This window comes from Collimonas sp. GW821-FHT07E08, assembly GCF_059418905.1.
In genome coordinates, this window is record NZ_JBWKQR010000005.1 from 102,622 (window position 1) to 124,463 (window position 21,842).

A 21,842-nucleotide genomic window follows, 5' to 3' on the forward strand; every position below is an offset into this window, starting at 1 on the left:
CAAATATTGTCAAAAAACTACACCTGCAACCAGGATGATATTGGCATACGGCGTGAATTCGCCAGTGCGGACGACCGCCTTTGCGCTGTGCGTCATGCGCTTGAAATCGGCGTGCGACAAAGTCCGCTTGTCGGGCAGGCCGAGCGCCTCGATCTGCTGCGCCAGCTGCGGGCTGTGCAGTGGCAGTTCATCGGCCAGCACATGATGTTCGACCTGCATTTCAGTCAATACGGTTTCCAGCGTAACCATGAAACCGGGCACGCCGCGCGTCAGCGCCAGGTCGATCAACGGTACGCCGGGCGGCACCGGCAGGCCGGCGTCGCCAATCACCACGCTTTCGCCATGGCCGAGCGATGCGATCAGTTGCGACAACGCGATATTCAGCAATGGACTCTTCTTCATCTCAAGCCTCCAGTTCGCGGCGATAAGGAATCGAGGTTTGCGCACCGACGCGGGCCACGCTCAAGGCCGCTGCGCGTTGGCCGAAGGCGATAGCGTCGGCTTCGCTGCGGCCTTCCGCCAGCGCGGCGACAAAACCGCCAATGAAGGTATCGCCGGCAGCGGTGGTGTCCACCGCCTTGGTCAGCTGCGCCGCAAAATGGACCGAGCCTGACGACAGCGCAGCATAAACGCCTTTCTCGCCCAAGGTGACCAGCACATTGCTGCTGCCATCGGCGCGCAACTTTGCGACCGCAGCTTCGATGGCGGCGTCGTTATCCAGGCTGGCGGCATTCAGGCCGGCCAGCATGGCCGCTTCGATTTCATTCGGAATCAGGTATTCCACCTGCGCCAGCAAATCGGCAGGCAAGGCTTGCGCCGGCGCCGGATTGAGCACCACGGTCTTGCCCAATGCATGCGCCAGCTCTATCGCATGGCGCACGGTGGCCAGCGGCGTCTCCAGCTGCAACACGACGATACGCGCCTGTTCGATCAGGCCGCGCGCAGCATCGATATGGGCCGGGCTCAAGGCGTCGTTGGCGCCCGCCGCCAGCACGATGCTGTTCTGGCCGCTGGCGTCGACCAGGATCGACGCCACGCCCGACGCTTCGCCGCCGATCGTGCTGACATGGCTGTCGTCGATGCCGTCGTTGCGCAAGGCGGCGCGCAGTTCCGTCCCGAACGCATCGTCGCCGAGGCAAGCCACCATCGCCACTTTGACATCGTCGGCGCTGAGGCGCGCGCAAGCGACTGCCTGGTTGGCGCCCTTGCCGCCCGAGATGGTCTGGAAACGCCCGCCGGAAAGGGTTTCACCGGGATGCGGCATGCGCGGCACGTTGAGCACCAGGTCCATATTGATACTGCCGATGATGACGATCATGTGCGTTCTTTAAATAAGGATTACTAAAAAAGGAAACTGAAATTCAAGCCGTCACGACGCCACGGTCGAACCGCGGACATGCAATTCGGGCGCAATCGACAACCGTTGCAAAGGGCGGTCGGGTGTTGCGATCCGCTGCAGCAGGCATTCAGCCGTAAGCTGGCCCAGTCTGCGGGTATTCTGGGCAACGCTGGTCAGGGTCGGATGGACAAACTGGGCCAGGTCGATATCGTCGAAGCCCACCACCGCCAGCGCTTCCGGCACCGCGATGCCGAGCTCAGCGGCGGCACGCAACGCGCCGAACGCCATCAGGTCATTACAGCAAAAAATCGCGTCCGGCGCCTGCGAAGGCAGTGATGCAAAGCGCGCCAGCAGGCTGCGCGCCGCCAGGTAGCCGCCGGCGCTGGTGAAGTCGGCATAGGCCAGCAGCGCCTCCGGCAATTCGACGCCGGCAGCCAGCAAAGTCTGGCGCAGGCCGCCGATCCGCTCGCGCGAAATGGCGATGTCCTGCGGGCCGCCGATGCAGGCGATGCGGCGCCGGCCCAGGCTAAGCAGGTGCCGGGCCGCCAGCACGCCGCCGGCGGCGTTGTCGACCGCCACCAGGTCGATCGCCATGTCCTTCGGCGCACGGTCCAGCAGCACCGTCGGCACCTTCATCTTGCGCAGCAGTTCGCCATCGGTCTGCGCCAGCGTGGCCACGATCAGGCCATCGCAGCGCTTGGTCAGCAATACGTTCAGGTAATCGCGCTGCTTGGCCGGATCGTCGTCGGAGTTGCACAGGATGACGCTGTAGCCGGCGGCGTAACAACTGTCTTCGATGCCGCGCGCCACTTCCGAAAAATACGGATTGGTGTTGTTCGGGATGATCAGGCCGATACTGCCGGTAGCCTTGCTTTTCAAGGAACGCGCCAGCGCGCTCGGCACATAAGCCATCGACTCCACCGCCGCCAGCACCCGCGCCCGGGCGTCGGCGCTGACCGGCCGGGTCTGGTTCAGGACGTGCGAAACCGTGGTGTATGAAACCCCGGCCGTGCGCGCTACATCCTTGATGGTTGCCATGTTATTTACTCAATGCCTGGTTGCGGGCGGTAGTTTAATGCGTGGAACGTTCGCCGCGGCGGCGGTAAGTATCGAGCACCACGGCAGCGACAATCACCAGGCCGGTAATGATGCGTTTCATCGGTTCGCTGACGCCGACCTGCGCCAGGCCCGCTTCCAGCACCGAGATGATCAGCACGCCGATGAAGGTGCTGATCACCGAGCCGCGCCCGCCCATCAGGCTGGTGCCGCCGATCACCACCGCCGCAATCACTTGCAGCTCCATGCCGACGCCGCCATTCGGGTCGGCTGCTTCCAGCCGCGACACCTGGAACAAGGCGCCGACGCCGGCCAGCAAACCCATCAGGGCGAACACCAGCACCTTGCTGGGGCGCGGATTGATGCCGGACAGGCGCACCGCTTCTTCATTGGTGCCGATGCCGATCCAGTGGCGTCCCAGCACGGTCTTGGTCAATACCAGGTGGCCGATGACGACGACCAGGATGGCGGACAGGAAAGCCGGCGACATGCCGAACAGGATAGGCGAACTGATGCCGTCCACCGCGCTGCCGATATATTCGGTACGCGAGTTGGTGACCTGGTAAGCCAGGCCGCGCGCCATTTCCAGCACGCCCAGTGAAACGATAAACGAAGGAATGCGCCAGCCGACCGAAATCAGGCCGGTCAGCATGCCGCACAAACTGGCCACCAGCACGCCCAGCGTGGCGGCCGCGAACAGGGGCCAGCCCCAGCGCACCATCGCCATCGACAGCACCGAAGCCGCCAGCGCCATGACCGAACCCACCGACAGGTCGATGCCGCCGATGATCAGCACAAACGTCATGCCGACCGCCATCACCACCAGCGTCGGGATATCGTTGGACAAGGTAGTGAAGGTCGCGGCGGTCAGGAAATTTTCGCTCAGGATGGAGAACAGCACGCACATGGCCAGCAGCGCGCCGATCAGGCCCAGGTAATTCTTCAGGCCGGACATGCTTCGGGTAAAAGAAAGTGTTGTCATGATTTTCGGATAGGTTAAGGACTTCAGGCAGCTTGCGCGGCTGCAGTGTCTGCAGGAGCGTTGCCGTTGCCGTTCATGTAGCCGCTGAAGGCCGCCGCCAGGATCGTCTCCTGGCTCCACCGGCCGCGCTCGAACGTGTCGACCAGCTTGCCGGCGCTCATCACCGCGATGCGGTCGCAGATCAGCATCAGTTCGCGCAGGTCGCTCGATACGATCAGCAGTCCCTTGCCTTGGCGCGACAGTTCGGCCAGCAGCTTGTAGATATCGAACTTGGCGCCGATGTCGATGCCGCGGGTCGGTTCGTCGAACAGCATGATCGGGCAATCGCGGTACAGCCAGCGCGCAATCACCACCTTCTGCTGGTTGCCGCCGGACAGTTCTCCTGCCGCCTGCATGCCGTTGCGCGAGCGGATCCGCAGGCGCTTGATGTAATCGCCGGCAACCCCGGCTTCAGCTTGCTGGTCAAGCACGCCGAATTTGCTGACCGCCGCGAGCTTGGCCAGCGTCGTGTTCAAGCCGATCGATTGCGGCAGCAGCAAACCCTGGCTCTTGCGGTCTTCGGTGATCATGGCGATGCCGGCTGCAATAGCGTCTTTCGGCGATGAGATTTTTGCCGGCTGCGCTTGATCGCCGATGAATACCTCGCCCTGGTCGGCCCGGTCGGCCCCGAAAACAAGGCGCAGCAATTCGGTGCGGCCGGAGCCGATCAGGCCGGCAACGCCGAGGATTTCGCCGGCGCGCAAATCGAATGAAGTCGGCGCAACCGCCTTGCCGCGTCCGATATTGCGCACGCGCAGCAACGGCGCCCCGATGGTGCGATGGCCAAGATCCAGCTCGGCTTCGGCGGCGCGGCCGACCATCAACTGCACCAGCGCATCGGTGCTGTAGCCGCCGATGGCGTCGTCGCACACTAGCTGGCCGTCGCGCAAAACAGCAATGCGGTCGGCCACCTGCTTCAGCTCTTCCAGCCGATGCGAAATATAGATGATGGCAACGCCCTCCGACTGCAGCCGGGCAATCTGCGTAAACAGCAGTTCGACTTCGCGGCTGGTCAGCATGGCGGTCGGCTCGTCGAGCACCAGCAAGCGGCAGCTGCCGATCAGGTTGCGCGCGATTTCCACCATTTGCTGGTGGCCCACGCCCAGTTCGCCGACCGGCGTCCAGGGGTCGAGGTCGGTCAATCCTACCGCCGCCATCTGGATCCGCGTATCCTCTGCCAGCCTGGCCTTGTCGATCCAGCCGAAGCGATGCGGCAGCTGGTTGAAATACAGGTTTTCAGCAATGCTCAGGGTCGGGATCAGGTTCAGTTCCTGCATCACCATGCGGATGCCGAGATGCTCGGCTTCCTTGCGCGAACCTGGCTGGTAGCGCTGGCCGTCGAGCAGCATGCTGCCCGTGGTGGGATCGACCAGGCCGCAGACGATTTTCGACAGCGTGCTTTTGCCGGCGCCGTTTTCACCGGTCAGGGCCAGGATCTGGCCCGGGCTGATGCTGATCGAGACATCGCTCAAGACCGGCTCGACATAGGTCTTGCCGATACCGCTCAAACTCAACATGGGAACTGCGGATGCAGCGGCGCGCCCGTCGGAGCGCGCCGTCGCCATGGATTCATTGGACATTCTGTACTCCAGCAGCGACAGCTGTAGTTATGCTTGGCGGAGCAAGGCAAGGTACTTTCTGCCTTGCCCCGCGCGGTTGCGCAATTAATTAGATTACTTGCTGTCTTTCGTCACCAGCGCGACCTTGGTCTCGACGGTGCCGCCGAGCGTGTTCTGGGCCTTCTTGTCGGTAATCGCTTTCAATACCGTCTCGATGCCGAACACTGCTTGCTGCGAAGCGAACTGGTCGGCTGTCGCCAGGACGCGGCCGTCTTTCAGCATCGGCTTGATGGCGTTGATGTTGTCGTAGCCGACCACCAGCACCTTGCCGGTCTTGCCTGCGGCCTTGACCGCGGCGACTGCGCCCAGGGCCATGTTGTCGTTGCCGGCCAACAATGCCTTGATGTCAGGATGCGCATTCAGCATGGCGGCAGCGATCTGGTTGCCCGGCGCCATTTCCCACTGGCCCGATTGCACGCCGACGACCTTGGCGCCGGCCGCGCTCATTGCATCCTGGAAGCCCAGGGTGCGCTGCTGCGCATTGATGGTGGTCGACACGCCTTCGATGATGCCGACCTTGTCGCCGCTCTTGATCTGCTTGGCCAGGTAGTCGCCGACCAGCTTGGCGCCCTTGCGGTTATCCGGGCCGACGAACGGCACGCTGATGCCTTTTTCCTTGAGGGCGGCGTCATCCAGCTTGTTGTCGATATTGACCACGATGATGCCGGCGTCGATGGCTTTCTTGATGACAGGCACCAGCGCCTTGGAGTCGGCCGGAGCGATCACCAGGCCGTTGACCTTGGAAACGATCATCTGTTCGACGATCTTGATCTGGTTGGCAGTGTCTTGTTCATCCTTGATGCCGTTGGCAAGCAAGTCATACTGGGCGGCATGCGCCTTCTGGTGTTCCTTGGCGCCGTTTTCCATGGTCAGGAAAAATTCATTGGCGAGCGATTTCATGACTAGCGCGACCTTCGGTTTGGCAGCGGTCTGCGCCATGGCTGGCAGGGACGGCAATGCGCAGACCAGGACGGTGGCGGCAATCAGCTTGAGGCGGATACGGGTATTCATCGAAAGTCTCCTGAAATTTGTTGTTGAGCGGCATGTTTGTCGTGCCATCATTTGGAACGCGCAAACGTTTGCGCGTTTCGATGATAGCACCAGATCCAGCCAAAACTCAAGGCCGTTGCATTGCTTGCCAAAACCACAATGAACCGCCCGGGCGGCGGCTAGCCAGGGAAACCCGGCTGATTAAACAGATGCCGGATCAGGCAGAAAGAAAGCGCTCCAGCCGCTGCACGCCGTCTTCCAGGCGCTCGAGCGAACTGGCAAAACACCAGCGCACATAACCTTCGCCTTCGGGACCGAAGGCATTGCCAGGCGCCAGGCCAAGGCCGGCCTCGCGCACCAGCTGCTTGCACAGCGCCAGGCTGTCGCTGGCGCCGTCGACGCGGAAAAACAGATACATCGCACCCTTGGGCCGCGGCGCCGTAATTCCCGGCAAAGCATTCAGGCGCTGGTACAGGAAATCGCGCGCCGCGCGATAACGGGCCACCGTGGCGCCGATGATTTCATCGCCGCGCTCGATGGCGACTACGCCGGCGCGCTGCACGAAGCCGGGCGCGCAGGAAGTGTTGTACTCGATCAGCTTGCCGATGTCCGTCATCAAGGTCGGCGGCGCTACCAGCCATCCTAGCCGCCAGCCGGTCATCAGCCACGATTTGGAAAAGCTGTTGGAGGAAATCAGGCGGTCGTCGGCAGCGGCGATATCCAGGAAGGATGGCGCGCATTGCGGCGCATCGGGCTGGCCGGTGTACACCAGCCGCTCATAGACGTCGTCGGCCACGATCCAGATGCCGTGCCGGCGGCAGTGCGCCAGGACGATCTCCTGCTGTTCACGCGGCATGACCCAGCCGGTCGGATTGTTGGGCGAGTTCAGCAGGACCGCGCGGGTATCCGGCGTCAAGGCGTCCAGCAGCCGCTGCAGGTCGAGCTCCCAGGTCTGGCCGAACTGCAGCGCCACCCGCGTCACCTCGGCGCCGAGGATCTTCGGAATCTCGGCGACATTCGGCCACAGCGGCGTCACCGCCACCACGCGGTCGCCGGGACTGATGATCAGCTGCGACAGCACCATCAGCGCCGATACACCGGACGAAGTGACGGCGATCCGGTCGGCGCCGATGGGCTGGTGCAAAGCGGACAAATAAGCCGCGATCGCCGCCCGTAAAGGCGGGATGCCATAGTTATGGGTATAGAAGGTATCGCCGTCATCCAGCCCAGCCTTGGCCGCATCGCGGATGAAGCTTGGAGTCACCTGGTCCGGTTCGCCGAACCAGAACGGCAAGACATCGCTGCGGCCCATGCCGACGTTGGCCACTTCGCGGATGCGCGAAGCTTCCAGTTGGCGCACCACGGCGCGGGCAACGGCAGGATGATCCAGGGGCATGGCAATATCCGGTGGGCGAAAGCGATAAGCAAGTGTAGCCGAAGCATGGCCGGCGGTGGCACGGCAAAATCACCGAGCCAGTGCCCGGCGCCCTGTTCGCAGCAATAAAAAAGCCGCTCAACGAGCGGCTTCTTCAGGTGCCGGCAAAGCTTTATGCAGCTTTGCGTTTGGCGACCACCCGTTTTGGCGCGGCCTTTTTCGCCGCCGGTTTCTTGACAGCCGGCTTCTTCGCTACCGCTGCCGCTTCGCCCTCTTCGCCTTCGACAGCTGCGGCTTTCGCCTTACCCTTCGGCGGCGCCTTGGCTTTGCGTTCTTCAAACTCGAAGCTGACCTTGCCGTCCTTGCCCTTGACCAGGAAAGCCTTGAACGGACGGCGCGTACGCTGCGAAATGAAGCCTGGCAACAAGTCAGTCTTGCCGTCGTTCAGCAGCTTGACCATTTGCTCCGGCAGGATTTCCTGCTGCAGGATGATGCGGCCGCTGCGGAAATCGCAAGCCTTCGGTTTCGCTACCGATTTCTCGCAGACGTAAGCCAGGCCCATCTCGTAGACGCCGTTGCCGCATTTCGGGCAAGGCCCCAGCGCGGTCTGGCCGGTGAAATCGACACCCTCGCCGTCTTCGCCTTCGCCGTCGTTCTGGCCGAAGTCGAATTCCAGCTTGTAGTTCTTGATCTCTTCGTCGCGGCTGATCTTCAGGATCGCGGCAAACGGACGGCCCATCTTCGAACGGAATCCTTGCAACGGGCCGATGGTGCGCTTGGTCAGCAATTCTTCGACTTCAGGGATTTCGAACTGGCGGCTGCCCGGCGTCTTGCTCATCGAGAATTCGCATTTGGTGCAGGCGAAACGGCGATAGTTTTCCTTGACCACGCTGCCGCAGTTCGGGCATGGCGCCAGCAAGGTCGCATAGTCGCCGGGGATGGTGTCGTTATCGTATTCCTTGGCGCGCTTGACGATGATCTGGGTCAGCTGCGCGATCTCGCGCATGAATTCTTCACGGCTGATGGTGCCGCGTTCGATCTGCGACAGCTTGTACTCCCACTCGCCGGTCAGCTCAGGCTCAGTCAGTTCGTCGACGCCGAGGCCGTGCAGCAAGGTCATCAGCTGGAACGCCTTGGCGGTCGGCATCATTTCCCGGCCTTCGCGCAGCAGGTATTTTTCGTTCAGCAGACCTTCGATGATCGCGGCTCGCGTCGCCGGCGTGCCGAGGCCCTTGCCGGCCATCGCTTCGCGCAGGTCGCCGTCGTCCAGCAGTTTTCCCGCGCCTTCCATCGCCGACAGCAAGGTCGCTTCGGTGTAGCGCGCCGGCGGTTTGGTGACCAGGCCGTTGGCGGTGATCTTGTCGGTCTTGACCTTCTCGTCCTTGGCTACCGCAACCAGCGTGCCGCTGTTTTCCGGATCCTTTTCATCCGCGGCTTCCTTGCCGTAGATCGCCAGCCAGCCCGGATTCGTCATGACCTTGCCTTCAGTCTTGAACTGATGGCCGGAAACTTCGGTAAAGCGGGTGGTGACCTGGAACTCCGCGGCAGGGAAAAATACGGCCATGAAACGGCGTGTCACCAGGTCGTACAGCTTTTGTTCCGGCTCCGACAGGTTCTTCGGCGCCTGCGTGGTCGGGATGATCGCAAAGTGATCGCTGATCTTGGTGTTGTCGAAGATGCGCTTGTTCGGCTTGACCCAGCCCTTGTTCAGGATCTGCGCGGCGAACTGCTGGTAGTTGTTGTTCTCCGATACCGTCTCCAGCGTCTGCTTGACGGTGCTCAGGTAATCTTCCGGCAGGTGGCGCGAATCGGTACGCGGGTAAGTCAGCACCTTGTGCTTTTCGTACAGCGCCTGGGCCAGGCCCAGGGTGTTTTTGGCGGAAAAACCGAAACGCGAGTTGGCTTCGCGCTGCAGGCTGGTCAGGTCGAACAGCGCCGGCGCCATCGAGGTGGTCGGCTTCGACTCTTCGCGCACCGTGCCCAGCTTGCCGCGGCAGGCAGCCACGATGGATTCGGCGGCAGCCTTGCTCCACAGGCGCTCGGCGCGTTTTTCCGGATCGGTTTCATCCTTCTTGTGCGCGGTATCTAGCCAGCGGCCCTCGTAGATGCCGGCGGCGCAGACAAACTCGGCGCGCACTTCCCAGAAATCGCGCGGCACGAACTTCTTGATCTTCTCTTCGCGCTCGACCACGATCGACAGGGTCGGCGTCTGCACCCGGCCCACGGTGGTCAAATAGAAACCGCCTTCTTTCGAATTGAAGGCGGTCATTGCGCGCGTGCCGTTGATGCCGATCAGCCAGTCCGCTTCGCTGCGACAGCGGGCAGCGTCGGCCAGCGGCAGCATGTCCTTGTCTTCGCGCAGGTGGGTGAAGCCGTCGCGTATCGCGCCCGGCGTCATCGATTGCAGCCAGAGCCGCTTGACCGGCTGCTTGGCTTTCGTATATTGCGCGATCAGGCGGAAAATCAGCTCGCCTTCGCGCCCGGCGTCGCAGGCATTGATCAGGGAGGTGACATCCTTGCGCTTGATCAGCTTGTTGAGCACCTTGAGGCGCGACTCGGTCTTGGCGATCGGGTTCAGCGCAAAATGCGGCGGGATCATCGGCAGGTGGGTGAAAGTCCATTTGCCGCGCTTGACGTCGTATTCTTCGGGAACGGCGATTTCCAGCAGGTGGCCGACCGCCGAGGACAGGACGTATTCGTCGGATTCAAAGTACTCATCGTGCTTGGTGAAGCCGCCGAGCGTCTTCGCGATATCGTTCGCGACAGAAGGTTTCTCAGCAATGATGAGGGTCTTGCTCATAGTGTTGTCTCGAAAGTTGCGCGCATCATTTCAGCGCATGTTTTTGCTTTGGCTCGCCGCGGCAGTCCGGAAATTTAGTTGCCAACAGGAAATCACCCGTAATATATCAGTAAACTCCCGCAGCAAACTCGTAGCAGTAATTCGCGGCAGGTTTCACGGCCGGCGCCGCATAATGCGGCCAATGATAAGCGGGTTGTTGGAAAAGTCGCAAGCAGCAAGACCGAAATCTAGCCAGCATGCAGCAGGTGAAAGTCGCGTTTAATGCAGCTGGCGCGGCTCAGGGTCGTCGTCTTCGTCGAGAAACAGCTCGTCGAACATCAGGCCGTCCGGCTCCTTGCCTTGGCTCCATAGCACCATCAATACGATCACCTTGAGTTTGTCGAGCGGGACCGGAGTCTCGCTGACGGTCAACGCGCGCTCAATGACAATCTCGCGTTGCACCGGGTTGAGCATCTTGGCCGACTCCAGGAACTGGATGAAGCCAATCGCAGGAATGCCCAGCACGTCGATCTCTTGCTGGGCGTAGATGCGGATGCCAAAAGAAAAAGCGGTTTGCTGCGGGTATTTGTCGGCGAACTCGTGGTTGGTTTCCGCCAGGTCCGTCAGCCAGCCGAGCGCCTTGGCTATCTCTTCTTCTTCAAAGCCGATCGCCGACAGCTTCTTGACCAAGGCCTCCGGTTCAGGGCAGGCGTCGGGCCGATAATAAGTTTCATACAGATAAACAAGGACTTCAAACATGGTTCTACTGTATCGCTAAGGTAAGGGTAAGACAAGCAAAGTACAAGGGTAAGCTTAAAAACACCGGGCAATAAAGCCGTTTCAGCCAACGGTATACGTATACTAGTATCGCAGATTTATGCCAGACTGCCCGAAATGGCAAAATAGCATCATTCTTTTGCCTTGCCGGCATCAGCCGGCGCGGCGGTAAATTGCGCCGGGTAAAACCTCTACCAAACCTGCCAGTTCCAGTTCCAGCAGCTGTCCGCTCAAGCTAGCCGCATCGCTGCCGCTGCGCGCCGCCAGCTCGTCAAAACCGACCGGATCATACCCGAGTATCGCAAGCAGTTCCTGGCCGCCGCTGTCAGCCGGCGCAGCGCCAGGCGCGACTGCCGGTTCTGCGGGGATCGCCGCGGCCGCCTGCAAGCTGCCCAGTTCCTCCAGGATATCCTGGGCCGACTCCACCAGCTTGGCGCCCTGCTTGATCAGCTGGTGGCAGCCTTTCGACAGCGGTGAATGGATCGAACCGGGGATCGCAAATACGTCTCGTCCCTGCTCGGCCGCCATCCTGGCAGTGATCAACGAACCGGATTGCGCCGCTGCTTCGACTACCAGCACGCCGCGTGCCAAGCCTGAAATGATGCGGTTGCGGCGCGGGAAGTTGGCGGCGACACCGGGCATGCCCAGCGGATACTCGCTGACAATGCAGCCGGCCTCGGCAATCTGGTGCGCCAGGCCGCGATTGCGGGCCGGGTAGACGATGTCGGCGCCGGTACCGATCACTGCCACCGTACTGCCGCCCTCGGGCCTGCCGGCAGCGCCGCGCAAAGCGCCCTGGTGGGCGGCGGCGTCTATTCCCAGAGCCATGCCGGAGATGATGGTGAGGCCGCGCTGGCTGAGGATTTCAGCAAACCGGTCGGCATTGGCGACGCCCTGGACCGTAGCGTTGCGGCTGCCAACCACAGCCATGGCCGGCCGCTCCAGCAGTTCGGTGCGCCCCTTCACGTACAGCATCAGCGGCGGATCGGAAATATCCAGCAAGGCTTGCGGGTAGCTGCTGTCAGCCAGCGTGAGCAGCCGGTTGCCAGGCTGCAGCAGCCATTCCCGGGTGCGCTCTGTCAGCGCCTGGACAGCATCCGACGGCGCCGCCAGCAAAGCATAGGCAATGCGCTCGGGCACCACCTTGTGCAAGGCAGAAAAGGAAGAGGAGAAGATATTGGCCGGAAGGCCGAAGGCCGCCAGCAGCCGGCGCGCGGTTTCCGCACCGACGCCGGCAGTCTGCTCAAGGCGCAACCAGGCTGCCAGCTCATCGGCGTCGGTTGCGGTGTAAGCGGCTGGCGGGCGGCCGCTTACACCGCCGCCATCGTCATCAAGAGTATCGTTGTTTATCGTGGCCAACAGCAGCAAACACCTTTATTCCGGCGACCTGGCGATATCGCCGATGTCGACCGTATTCTGGACTTCCATGATCAGGCCATAGGAAATATGGTTGAAGACACGGAAAATGAACAGGGTACCGTATTGTTCGTCCGGCAGCTTGACCTTGTTGTTGTGATCGGCAGGATCCTTGATGGTCTTGCCGAAACGGTACAGCTGCAGCACGGTGCCGATATCGATATTGTCAGCCTTGCCGCGGTTGATGCTGAGGATCTGGTTCTGCGCTGCAGCCGCCACGCCGCCGTAGACCGAGACCACGCGGGCGTTGACTTCGCCGGCAGGCGCATGCGGCACATAATTCAGGATCGGTTCGACCGGGCGCGGAATGATGCGGTCGCCGACCTGCATTTCTTCCTTGGTGTCGACCACGCTGAATGTAGCCGCTTCGTCAGGAGTCTTGCCTCTGCGCTCCAGCTTCAAGGTGCCGAGGTACAGCGCTTCATTAGCGATCACCTTGCCGGTGTCAGGATCCTTGAGCGGATTGCCTGGACGGAATACCTGGAACGCGCTGGCGTCCGCCAGGTCGCCGCGGACATAGGCCTTGTCGCCCTTGCCGAGGTTCAGATGGCCATCCTGGACCGCCACGATATGCGGCGAACTGTCCAGCGCGTCGTCTTCAACGATCAGCGGCTGCGACAAGAACGGTCCGATGGCATCGGTGGAAATGGCGCTGATCGCATCGCGGCCGATGCCTTGTACGCGCGTTTGCGGCGACAACTTCACGACGCCGGGCTCGCCGGCCGACTTGCCGAGGCGCAGGCGGCCGTTGACGCGGTCGAAATAGACGATCTGGCCTGGATAGATCCAGTGCGGATTGCGGATCTGGTCCTGGTTCAGGCCCCACACCTGCGGCCAGCACCATGGATGTTGCAGGAACTGCCCGGAGATTCCCCACAGCGTATCGCCACGCACTACAACGTGCTGATCCGGGGCATTGGGCAAGAATTCACAACGCATGGTCTTGACCGCTTGGGCATGGGCCATGCCGCCAAATCCGGCACTTAAAGCAAGAAGGAGTGCAGCTGTGCTAAACTTTTTCATATTGTTTCCGGTGGATACTGCGTTAAATTGGCGCCTACACCCTCGTTTCGTCGCCACGGCTTTGATCGGCAAAGCAAAAAACTTGCCATAGTGAATCAAATTTTGCCCATAATCGATTGAACTAGCAAGAGAAAACCCCTTCCAAACCGCCTAAATTGTCACGCAATCTTGTATGTCCTTATTAAATATCCTGCGTTATCCTGACGTCCGTTTGCACAAAATTGCCAAGCCAGTGACAGTTTTTGACACACGGCTCAAAAAATTGATCGCCGACATGGCCGAAACCATGTACGAAGCGCCGGGCGTCGGGCTGGCTGCTTCGCAAGTCGACGTCCACGAACAGCTGGTGGTGATCGACACTTCCGATACCGGCACCGACCTGCGGGTTTTCATCAATCCCGAAATCCTCTGGGCCAGCGAAGAAAAGCAGGTTTACGACGAAGGCTGCCTGTCGGTGCCCGGCGTCTACGACGGCGTCGAACGCCCTGCGCGCGTCAAGGTGCGCGCCCTGGATGCCGACGGCAATCCGTTTGAAGTCGATGCCGACGGCTTGCTGGCGGTATGCATCCAGCATGAAATGGATCACCTGAAGGGCAAGGTTTTCGTCGAATACCTGTCACCGCTGAAACGCAACCGGATCAAGGCCAAGATGCTCAAGGAAGAGCGCGAACAGAAACGCGACAAGCAATACGCTACAAGATAAGCAATCTTTTTATATATTGCGGGACAAAATGCAAGGAACCCGGTTCCTGCACTTTGTCCCGCAACTATTTCGGCCTCCTGTACCATCGCCCTCATGAAAATCATCTTCGCCGGAACTCCCGAATTCGCCGCCGTGGCGCTCAAGGCCTTGCACGACGCCGGCCATCAGATCCCGCTGGTGCTGACCCAGCCCGACCGCCCGGCCGGCCGCGGCATGCAGCTGCATGCATCGCCGGTCAAGCAATTCGCGCTGGAGCACCAGATGCCGGTGGCGCAGCCGGTATCGCTGCGGCTAGACGGTAAGTACCCGGACGTCGCCAGGGAAGCGCATGAACTGCTCCGCAACACGCCGCACGACATCATGGTGGTGGCTGCCTACGGCCTGATCCTGCCGCTCAGCGTGCTGGACATCCCGCCGCGCGGCTGCCTCAACATCCACGGTTCGCTGCTGCCGCGCTGGCGCGGCGCGGCGCCTATCCACCGGGCGATCGAAGCCGGCGACAGCGAGACCGGCATCACCATCATGCAAATGGACCAGGGGCTGGATACGGGAGCGATGCTGCTGATCGAAAAAATGGCGATCGGCGCCAGCGATACCACCGGCACGCTGCATGACAAGATGGCAAAACTCGGCGGCGACATGATTGTCGAAGCGCTGCGCCGCCTGGAGCAGGACGCCCTGCCGACAACACCGCAGCCGGAGCAAGGCGTAACCTACGCCGCCAAGATCAGCAAGGAAGAAGCCGTCCTCGATTTCTCGCTGCCGGCCGAAATCCTGGAGCGAAAAATACGCGCATTCAACCCGTTCCCGGCCGCCTGCGCCGTGTTCGCCGGGGTCACCCTGAAGCTGTGGCAGGCGCAAGCCTTGGCCGGCGACGGCAAGCATGCGGCGGGAACGATCATCAGCGCCGATCCGCAAGATGGCGTGATCGCGGCGTGCGGCAGCGGAGCATTGCGCATCACCGAACTGCAGAAACCGGGCGGCAAGCGCCTGCCAGCGGCCGAGTTCCTGAAAGCCTTCCCGATGCAAGGCGGCAAATTCAACTAGGCGACCAGCACGCACTCCAGGTTTTGGGCGCCGCTCCAGCTCGCGTCCGGCGCCAGCAGGACCGGATGCTCAACCGCGGCGGCCTCGATGCAGACAAAATGCCGGTAAGAATCCAGCTTCAGGTCGGCAATTTTTGCACAGCCGTTTTCCCAGGGATTCCACACCACCGCATCGGCAAACCCGGCCTGGGTCGCAATCATGCTTTGCTTGCGGCCGCTTAGGGTAATCGGTTTGTCGACCGCGAAATACACCCGGTCAACCTCCTCGGCGATATGCAAGGTCTCCTCCTCCGCAATCTTGATGCGGCGATTGTCGACCGAATCGCGATAACGATAGCCTTGCAGCCCGTACAGGGCAGCCTCCGCGACATGCGCATCCAGATAGGTATGCAAGGCGCAGGTGAATGCGAAGGGCTGCTTGCCGGTATTTGTCACGACCAGCTCGGTATTCAGGTTCTGGCCGGAAAATGTGATGCGCAGTTCAAGCGCGAAGGCGTATGGAAAGACCTGCCTGGTCTGCTCTGAATCGGCCAGCCCGAGACGGACCAGCCCGCTGCCGTCCAGCTGCCGCGAAGACTCCAGCAAGGCCCACGCGCTAAGGCGGGCAAAGCCATGTTTCGGCAACGGTCCTTCGCTGGCGAACTGCGGGAAAATCACCGGGATGCCGCCGCGGATAGCCGCATCGCTGCGCCATGAATTCAGCGGACTCATGAACAGGCGCTCGACGCCGTCCGGCCCGCGCCAGGAACAGACGTGGGCGCCGTGCAGCGCCACCTCCACCCGCGCGCCATCGGCCGCGATGGCAATGATGAAATCGTTGGTTTCTTGCAGGTTTTCTGGATTTAGCATAATCATTTCTCCCGTCGCTGGCAGCACATCATGCAGCAGTTCGTCCGTTTACCGATTGCGGAAGCGGGACCGCCAAACTGATCCCGTGCTGCGTGAAGCCGAAATGTTCATAGAAGCGATGCGCGTCCATGCGCTTCAGGTTGGACGACAGCGCAATCTTGTAGCAGCCGGCCTCGCCGGCGATGCGCACCGCGTGGTCCAGCATCACGCTGCCGATGCCCTGGCCGCGGCAAGTGCGGCTGATGACGACGGCGTCCATCACGGCCTGTTCGCTGCCTTCATGGGTCAGGCTGCAGAAAACCAGCAGGCTGAAAGTGCCGACCGCTACCCCGTCGGCAAACACCAGGAACGCCCGGAAGTATGGATAGGCGGCCATCCTGGCCATGATCTGGCGTGCGCCTTCGGCATCCAGCGTGGCGCGGACCGGCTCATCATCCATTTCGGCCAGCAGCGCCACCAGGACCTCGGCGTCGCCAGGCGTGGCCTGGCGCACTGTCACGTGCGGCAAGGAATGGTCGGAAACGGCGGAAGTCATTGCTCTTTACTCCGTGTCGAAATTATTCGAGAGAGTAAAGACTATACCGAAAATCCAGCACGTAGAAAAACGGCGCGGCCGCCTTGCGGGAAATCGCAGGCGGCGCGCCGGTTCCTGATATGAAAACTGAAACGAAATATTTAAATAAACAATTTGCGCAAACGCGACGAAACCAGGTCGATCATGCTGACCGCCAGCACGATCATGATCAGCACGGCGCAAGTCTGGCCATATTCGAAGCTGCGGATCACTTCCCATAAAATCACGCCGATGCCGCCGGCGCCGACCATGCCGACTACCGTTGCCGAACGGACATTGGCTTCGAAGCGATACAGCACGTAGGAAATCCACAACGGCATCACTTGCGGCAGCACGCCGTAGACAATCTCTTCCAGGGCATTGGCGCCGGTGGCGCGTATTCCCTCGACCGGCTGCGGATCGATGGCTTCGACCGCTTCCGAAAACAGCTTGGACAAGGTGCCTGTGGTCGCCACAAACAAGGCCAACACGCCGGCAAACGGCCCCAGCCCGACCGCCACCACGAACAGCATCGCAAACACCATTTCATTGATGGCGCGCGCCGCATCCATCAAACGCCGCACCGGCTGGTTGACCCAGGCCGGCGCGATATTCGACGAAGCCAGCAACCCGCAGGGCACTGCGCACACCACTGCCAGCGCCGTACCCCAGACCGCGATCTGTATGGTCACGATCAATTCCTGCAGGTAGGTGCGCCAGTCATGGAAATCGGGCGGGAAAAAACTGGCGGCGTAGGTGCCCATGTTGCCGCCGTCGCGCAGCAGTTCCAGCGGCCGCATGTCGGCCCCGCGCCAGGAAGCGATCAGGACTGCCAGCAGCACGCCCCAGAACAGGGTGCGGCCTATCGATTGCTTGGGCGGCGCGGGAAACGCGGTTTCCATTTTCAGGGATGCAGGACTTGTCATTGCTTAGGATTTGGCCAGGTCGGACAATTTGCGGTTGATATCGTCCAGCTTGGCTTTCTTGTCGTCGGCGCTGAGGTTGGCGTCCGCTTCCAGCTTGCCCTTTTGCTTGAACAGTTCGAGCTGGCGGATCGGGTTCAGCTGCGCATCGCTGGATTCTTCAAAGCCGCTGTATTCCAGCTTGGCCAGCTGCGCTTTTTCCTGCGCAGCGTTAGGACCGGTCTTGCCGTAGGTGACGAAAAATTCCTTGATCTTGGCCTTGAGGTCGGCCGGCAAGTCCTTGCGCCATACCAGCGGATCGGCGGCGATCAGCGGCGATTTCCAGACGATCCGGACTTCCTTGGCGACAGCCGGCTGGCGCTCTTCGATGCGGGCCATGGTGTCGGAAGCAAACACGGCGGCGTCGATCTGCTTGTTGGCGACCGCCAGGATGTTGGCTTCATGATTCGAAGTGCGGATCACCTTGAACGCTGTCTTCGAATCGACATTGTTCTTCGCAAAAATGTAGTAGCTAGGAACCAGGAAACCAGACGTCGAATTCGGATCGCCGATGCCGAAGGTCAGGCTCTTGGCGTTTTTCAAGATGTCTTCGATGCTCTTGTTCGGGCTGTCCTTCTGCACGCCCACCAGGCTGTAGTAGCCGGCGCTGCCGTCCGGATTGACCACATGCGCGAACACTTCGCCGCTCGCACGGTCGACAGCTTCCATCGCCGACTTGTTGCCGAACCAGCCCATCTGCACCTTGCCGAAGCGCATGCCTTCGATGATGCCGGCGTAGTCGGAAGCAAAGAAGCCGTTGACCTTGATGCCGGTGCGCTTGCTCAGCTCATCGAGCACCGGCTGCCAGTCCTGCTTCAGGTTTTTCGACGATTCGGTTGAAATGATGCCGAAGTTCAGCACCTTGACGTCATCGGCGTGCGCAGCCGACGCTGCCAGCATCGCCATGATGATCGCGGCGCCGGAAAATAATTTTGCAAACATGATGTGGAACTCCTGAGTGGAAAGAGGTGATATTCAATGACGAGATGTATTTCAGGCTGCCACCGCCAGCGCCGGCACGCTGTCGAAAGGCGTTGGTACGGCTACAGCGGGCCGGGTCAAGGTGTTGGAGCCGCCCAGGATGTCTTCCGCTTCGCTGCCGTACAGTTCACGCAGCATCGGCTCGGTCAGGGCGCTGGAAGGGCCGTCGTATACCACGCGGCCTTTATGCAAAGCCACCGTGCGCGGGCAGAAGCGCAAGGCGACATCGACCTGGTGCAGCGACACCAGGACCGTACTGCCGTCGCGCTGGTTGACGTCGGCCAGCGTCTGCATCACGCGCCGCGCCGACTCCGGGTCGAGCGAGGCGATCGGTTCGTCAGCCAGCACCACGCGCGCCTTCTGCACGATAGTGCGGGCAATCGCGGCACGTTGCTGCTGGCCGCCCGAGAGCGCGGACGCGCGTTTGTACGCATGGTCGGAAATGCCGACCCGCGCCAGCGCTTCCAGGCCCAATGCCTTTTCTTCGGCGGTAAACAGTTTGAAGCAGCTGCGCCAGAGCGGCATGCGCGACAGGCCGCCGGTCAGGACATTGGTCAGCACCGGCAGCCGGCCCACCAGGTTGAATTGCTGGAAGACGAAACCGACGTTGGCGCGCACCGCGCGGATGTTACGGTCGACCACGCCGTCCTTCTGGACTGACCGGCCATCGATGGAGATTGTGCCGCCGCTGTTATCTGCAGCCATCAATCCGGAAATATGGCGCAAAAGAGTCGATTTTCCAGAACCGGATGCACCGATCAAGGCCACCATTTCGCCTTGCGCGAAGCGCAGGCTGACATTGTCGAGAGCGCGGAAACCGCCGCGGAACGTCTTTGACAAACCTTTGATTTCAACCATGATATGTACCGCCGTTACGCTTTTGAATGGCGGAAGTATTGCGGTCAAATATGTCAGGCGTATGAAATTTGTGTGACCATTCGGTTACCGAAAACCAGGCCTGGCGCCACGGTCAGGGCCTATCCAGGCTCAAGGAAGCGAACGCAGCAGAGTACGTTGCCATGCAACGATGGCAAGGAAGAACAAGGGGGAAGGTAGTAAATCTGCTAACGCTGCACGACAATCGCCGTGGCGCCGGAACGTTGCCGGATCTGCTGCAGGATGCTGTCGGCGTCAGCGCGGCTGGAATACGGTCCGGCATATAGACGATACATGCCGTTCACCGCAACGCTGTCGAGCGATGTCACGACGCCGGACAGCTCCAGCATCAGGCGGGAACGCGCGCCGTCCGCATTGGCTTGCTGTGCATAGGCGCCGAACTGCAGGTAGAAACCTGCCGCCAGCGAGCTATTGCTGGCGGCAGGGGCTGCTGCCGGCGTTGGCGACGTCTGGCTGATCAGCAGCGGTTGCGCCGTCAGCACCGGCATGTCGACCGATTCGGTCGTGACCACGGCAGGCGCCGTGTTATCCCTGGACGGCTCGGTGGCCGCAGTTGCCGGCAATGCCGCGGCCTGCGGCGCCGGCGCGCTGCCGCGCTGTTTGTTCAGCGCGATGATGTCGGCCGGCAGCAAGCGCTCCACTTCCAGCTGGCTGCTGCCGCTGCCCAGGTAACCGAGCTTCAGCGCCGCGGTGTAGGACAGGTCGATGATGCGGCTAGAGTGGAACGGACCGCGGTCGTTGACCCGCACGATCACCTGGGCGCCGGTCTTCAGGTTGGTTACCCGCGCATAGGAAGGAATCGGCAAGGTCGGATGGGCGGCGGTCATCTTGTACATGTCGTACAGCTCGCCGGAGGATGTCTTTTGCTTATGGAATTTCTTGCCGTACCAGCTGCCGATGCCGCGTTGCTTGAACGGCTGGTCGTCGGTCATCGGCGTGTAGGTCTTGCCAAATACGACATAAGGCTTGTTGCCGGTACGCGAGTAGGGTTCAACCACGGGCACGGCGTCCGGGGTGTCCAGCAGCCCTTCAGGGGCGGAATCGCCCGGGCCGTCATCCTTGTAGTAGCCGCCGCGGCCGGAGCCGGCAGGCGGCAGCGCCGGCACGTTGCGGCCGGCGATGCCGCCTGCGCCCGATTTGGCCGGGGCGGCCGGGACTGAAGAGGTTTTCGGCGAGGTGCCGCAGCCGGCCAGGATCAGCGACAGCAGCAAGGCGCTGGAATATGTAGCAACGTTGTGGCGGCGCCCTAGCATGCACTCTCCTGGAGATGGCGATTCAAAACAGATAATTGCATCAATGGACCCGGTTCCGGCCGCACAAGTTCAACGTACTCAAGTCTGTATCAGCTTGCGATGGCGCTGGATGCTCATCAGTATGCCGGCGCCCAGCCCCAGCGTCACCAGCGCGGTGCCGCCGTAGCTCATGAACGGCAACGGTACGCCGACCACCGGCAAGATGCCGCTGACCATGCCCATGTTAACGAATGCATAAGTAAAGAAAATCAAGGTGATGGACCCGGCCAGCAAGCGCGTAAACATGGTTGGCGCATTGGCGGCGATCATCATGCCGCGCCCGATCAGCAAAATGTAGAGGAACAGCAGGACGCAGTTGCCGATCAGACCGAATTCTTCAGAAAATACCGCAAAAATGAAGTCCGTGGTGCGTTCCGGGATGAACTCCAGGTGCGCTTGCGTGCCTTTCAGCCAGCCCTTGCCAAACACGCCGCCGGATCCGACCGCGATGGTTGACTGGATGATATGGAAACCTTTGCCGAGCGGATCCGAAGTAGGGTCGATCAGCATCATCACCCGCTGCCGCTGGTAATCGTGCAGCACCGACCACAGCACCGGCAGGCTGGCGCCGGCGGCGACCGCCAGGCCGATCAGCACGCGCCATGACAAGCCCGCCAGGAAGATCACGTAGAAGCCCGCGGCCAGCACCAGGGTGCCGGTGCCCAGGTCCGGCTGGCGAATGATCAGGCCGACCGGCAGCGCCAGCATCACCGCCGCCACCAGGTAATCGCGCCAGCTGATCATGCCTTCGCGTTTCTGGAAATACCAGGCCAGCATCAGCGGCATGGCGATTTTCATGATCTCGGAGGGCTGGATCACGACGCCGACATTGATCCAGCGGCGCGAACCTTTCTTGACGATGCCGAACACGGCCACCGCAATCAGCAGCGCCACCCCTATCGTATAAATCGGCACGGCAAACCGCATCAGGGTCTGCGGCGGCACGTTGGCGGCAACCCACATGATGACAAACGCCACCAGGATATTGCGCAGCTGGTCCTCGACCCGGCCCGGGAAATCGATGCCGGCCGAATACAAGGTGACAATGCCGACCGCCAGGATCAGGAAAATGATCAGCGACAGCGCGCCGTCAAATACCGCAATATGCGATTTGATGCTGCGCAGCCAGTGGTGTTTATCGCTCAGGCTCATCGCTTGCTCTCG

General features: G+C 61.3%; 20 protein-coding genes. 2 read left to right on the forward strand and 18 right to left on the reverse strand.

What is annotated here, in order from left to right; genetic code table 11:
* Positions 1 to 9: 9 nt before the first annotated feature.
* The 11 genes from rbsD to AC07RZ_RS08150 all read right to left on the reverse strand — a co-directional run bounded on the left by rbsD (position 10) and on the right by AC07RZ_RS08150 (position 13,395).
* Positions 10 to 402 (reverse strand): D-ribose pyranase, encoded by a 393-nt coding sequence (gene rbsD / locus AC07RZ_RS08100; RefSeq protein WP_494667576.1) that lies wholly within the window; start codon positions 400 to 402, stop codon positions 10 to 12.
* Position 403: 1 nt separating this feature from the next.
* Complete coding sequence (rbsK, locus tag AC07RZ_RS08105) at positions 404 to 1,318, reverse strand: ribokinase (RefSeq protein WP_494667577.1); 915 nt, start codon at positions 1,316 to 1,318, stop codon at positions 404 to 406.
* A 51-nt stretch (positions 1,319 to 1,369) separates the two neighbouring features.
* Entirely contained in the window at positions 1,370 to 2,377 is a 1,008-nt protein-coding gene (locus AC07RZ_RS08110; protein ID WP_494667578.1) for a LacI family DNA-binding transcriptional regulator, read from the reverse strand.
* A gap of 34 nt (positions 2,378 to 2,411) precedes the next feature.
* On the reverse strand, positions 2,412 to 3,377 hold the full coding sequence (locus AC07RZ_RS08115; protein ID WP_494667579.1) for an ABC transporter permease: 966 nt from the start codon (positions 3,375 to 3,377) through the stop codon (positions 2,412 to 2,414).
* Positions 3,378 to 3,400: 23 nt separating this feature from the next.
* A complete protein-coding gene (locus AC07RZ_RS08120) occupies positions 3,401 to 4,996 on the reverse strand; it encodes a sugar ABC transporter ATP-binding protein (RefSeq protein WP_494667580.1) in 1,596 nt (531 codons plus the stop codon).
* A gap of 93 nt (positions 4,997 to 5,089) precedes the next feature.
* On the reverse strand, positions 5,090 to 6,046 hold the full coding sequence (locus AC07RZ_RS08125) for a sugar ABC transporter substrate-binding protein (protein ID WP_144738305.1): 957 nt from the start codon (positions 6,044 to 6,046) through the stop codon (positions 5,090 to 5,092).
* Between the two features lie 196 nt (positions 6,047 to 6,242).
* Positions 6,243 to 7,421, reverse strand: coding sequence for a pyridoxal phosphate-dependent aminotransferase (locus tag AC07RZ_RS08130; RefSeq protein WP_494667581.1), 1,179 nt, complete (start codon positions 7,419 to 7,421; stop codon positions 6,243 to 6,245).
* A 151-nt stretch (positions 7,422 to 7,572) separates the two neighbouring features.
* A complete protein-coding gene (locus tag AC07RZ_RS08135; protein WP_144738303.1) occupies positions 7,573 to 10,200 on the reverse strand; it encodes a DNA topoisomerase III in 2,628 nt (875 codons plus the stop codon).
* 258 nt (positions 10,201 to 10,458) lie between these two features.
* Positions 10,459 to 10,938, reverse strand: a complete 480-nt coding sequence (locus AC07RZ_RS08140) for a Smg family protein (protein ID WP_014008079.1) — start codon at positions 10,936 to 10,938, stop codon at positions 10,459 to 10,461.
* 171 nt (positions 10,939 to 11,109) lie between these two features.
* Entirely contained in the window at positions 11,110 to 12,222 is a 1,113-nt protein-coding gene (gene dprA, locus AC07RZ_RS08145) for a DNA-processing protein DprA (protein WP_494667708.1), read from the reverse strand.
* Between the two features lie 108 nt (positions 12,223 to 12,330).
* The gene (locus tag AC07RZ_RS08150; protein ID WP_494667582.1) at positions 12,331 to 13,395 is read right to left on the reverse strand and encodes a LysM peptidoglycan-binding domain-containing protein; all 1,065 of its coding nucleotides are present in this window, start codon (positions 13,393 to 13,395) and stop codon (positions 12,331 to 12,333) included.
* 172 nt (positions 13,396 to 13,567) lie between these two features.
* Between AC07RZ_RS08150 and def the strand changes: the two genes are divergently transcribed.
* Both def and fmt read left to right on the forward strand, forming a co-directional pair.
* The gene (def, locus tag AC07RZ_RS08155; RefSeq protein ID WP_144738301.1) at positions 13,568 to 14,098 is read left to right on the forward strand and encodes a peptide deformylase; all 531 of its coding nucleotides are present in this window, start codon (positions 13,568 to 13,570) and stop codon (positions 14,096 to 14,098) included.
* A 93-nt stretch (positions 14,099 to 14,191) separates the two neighbouring features.
* Positions 14,192 to 15,145, forward strand: coding sequence for a methionyl-tRNA formyltransferase (gene fmt, locus AC07RZ_RS08160; RefSeq protein ID WP_494667583.1), 954 nt, complete (start codon positions 14,192 to 14,194; stop codon positions 15,143 to 15,145).
* On the opposite strand, the gene AC07RZ_RS08165 is transcribed toward fmt, so the two are convergent.
* The 7 genes from AC07RZ_RS08165 to rodA form a co-directional block, all read right to left on the reverse strand.
* Positions 15,142 to 15,993 carry a D-hexose-6-phosphate mutarotase gene (locus tag AC07RZ_RS08165; protein ID WP_494667584.1) on the reverse strand — a complete coding sequence of 284 codons (852 nt, stop codon included), beginning with the start codon at positions 15,991 to 15,993 and terminating at the stop codon, positions 15,142 to 15,144. The genes fmt and AC07RZ_RS08165 overlap by 4 nt on opposite strands.
* A 28-nt stretch (positions 15,994 to 16,021) precedes the next feature.
* Complete coding sequence (locus tag AC07RZ_RS08170; protein ID WP_494667585.1) at positions 16,022 to 16,528, reverse strand: GNAT family N-acetyltransferase; 507 nt, start codon at positions 16,526 to 16,528, stop codon at positions 16,022 to 16,024.
* Between the two features lie 140 nt (positions 16,529 to 16,668).
* The gene (phnE, locus tag AC07RZ_RS08175) at positions 16,669 to 17,448 is read right to left on the reverse strand and encodes a phosphonate ABC transporter, permease protein PhnE (RefSeq protein WP_371326566.1); all 780 of its coding nucleotides are present in this window, start codon (positions 17,446 to 17,448) and stop codon (positions 16,669 to 16,671) included.
* A gap of 27 nt (positions 17,449 to 17,475) precedes the next feature.
* Entirely contained in the window at positions 17,476 to 18,450 is a 975-nt protein-coding gene (gene phnD, locus AC07RZ_RS08180) for a phosphonate ABC transporter substrate-binding protein (RefSeq protein WP_494667586.1), read from the reverse strand.
* A 51-nt stretch (positions 18,451 to 18,501) separates the two neighbouring features.
* Positions 18,502 to 19,347 (reverse strand): phosphonate ABC transporter ATP-binding protein, encoded by an 846-nt coding sequence (phnC, locus tag AC07RZ_RS08185; RefSeq protein WP_144738295.1) that lies wholly within the window; start codon positions 19,345 to 19,347, stop codon positions 18,502 to 18,504.
* 206 nt (positions 19,348 to 19,553) lie between these two features.
* A complete protein-coding gene (locus AC07RZ_RS08190; RefSeq protein ID WP_494667587.1) occupies positions 19,554 to 20,639 on the reverse strand; it encodes a septal ring lytic transglycosylase RlpA family protein in 1,086 nt (361 codons plus the stop codon).
* Positions 20,640 to 20,717: 78 nt separating this feature from the next.
* Complete coding sequence (gene rodA, locus AC07RZ_RS08195; protein ID WP_092395411.1) at positions 20,718 to 21,830, reverse strand: rod shape-determining protein RodA; 1,113 nt, start codon at positions 21,828 to 21,830, stop codon at positions 20,718 to 20,720.
* Between the last annotated feature and the right edge of the window lie 12 nt (positions 21,831 to 21,842).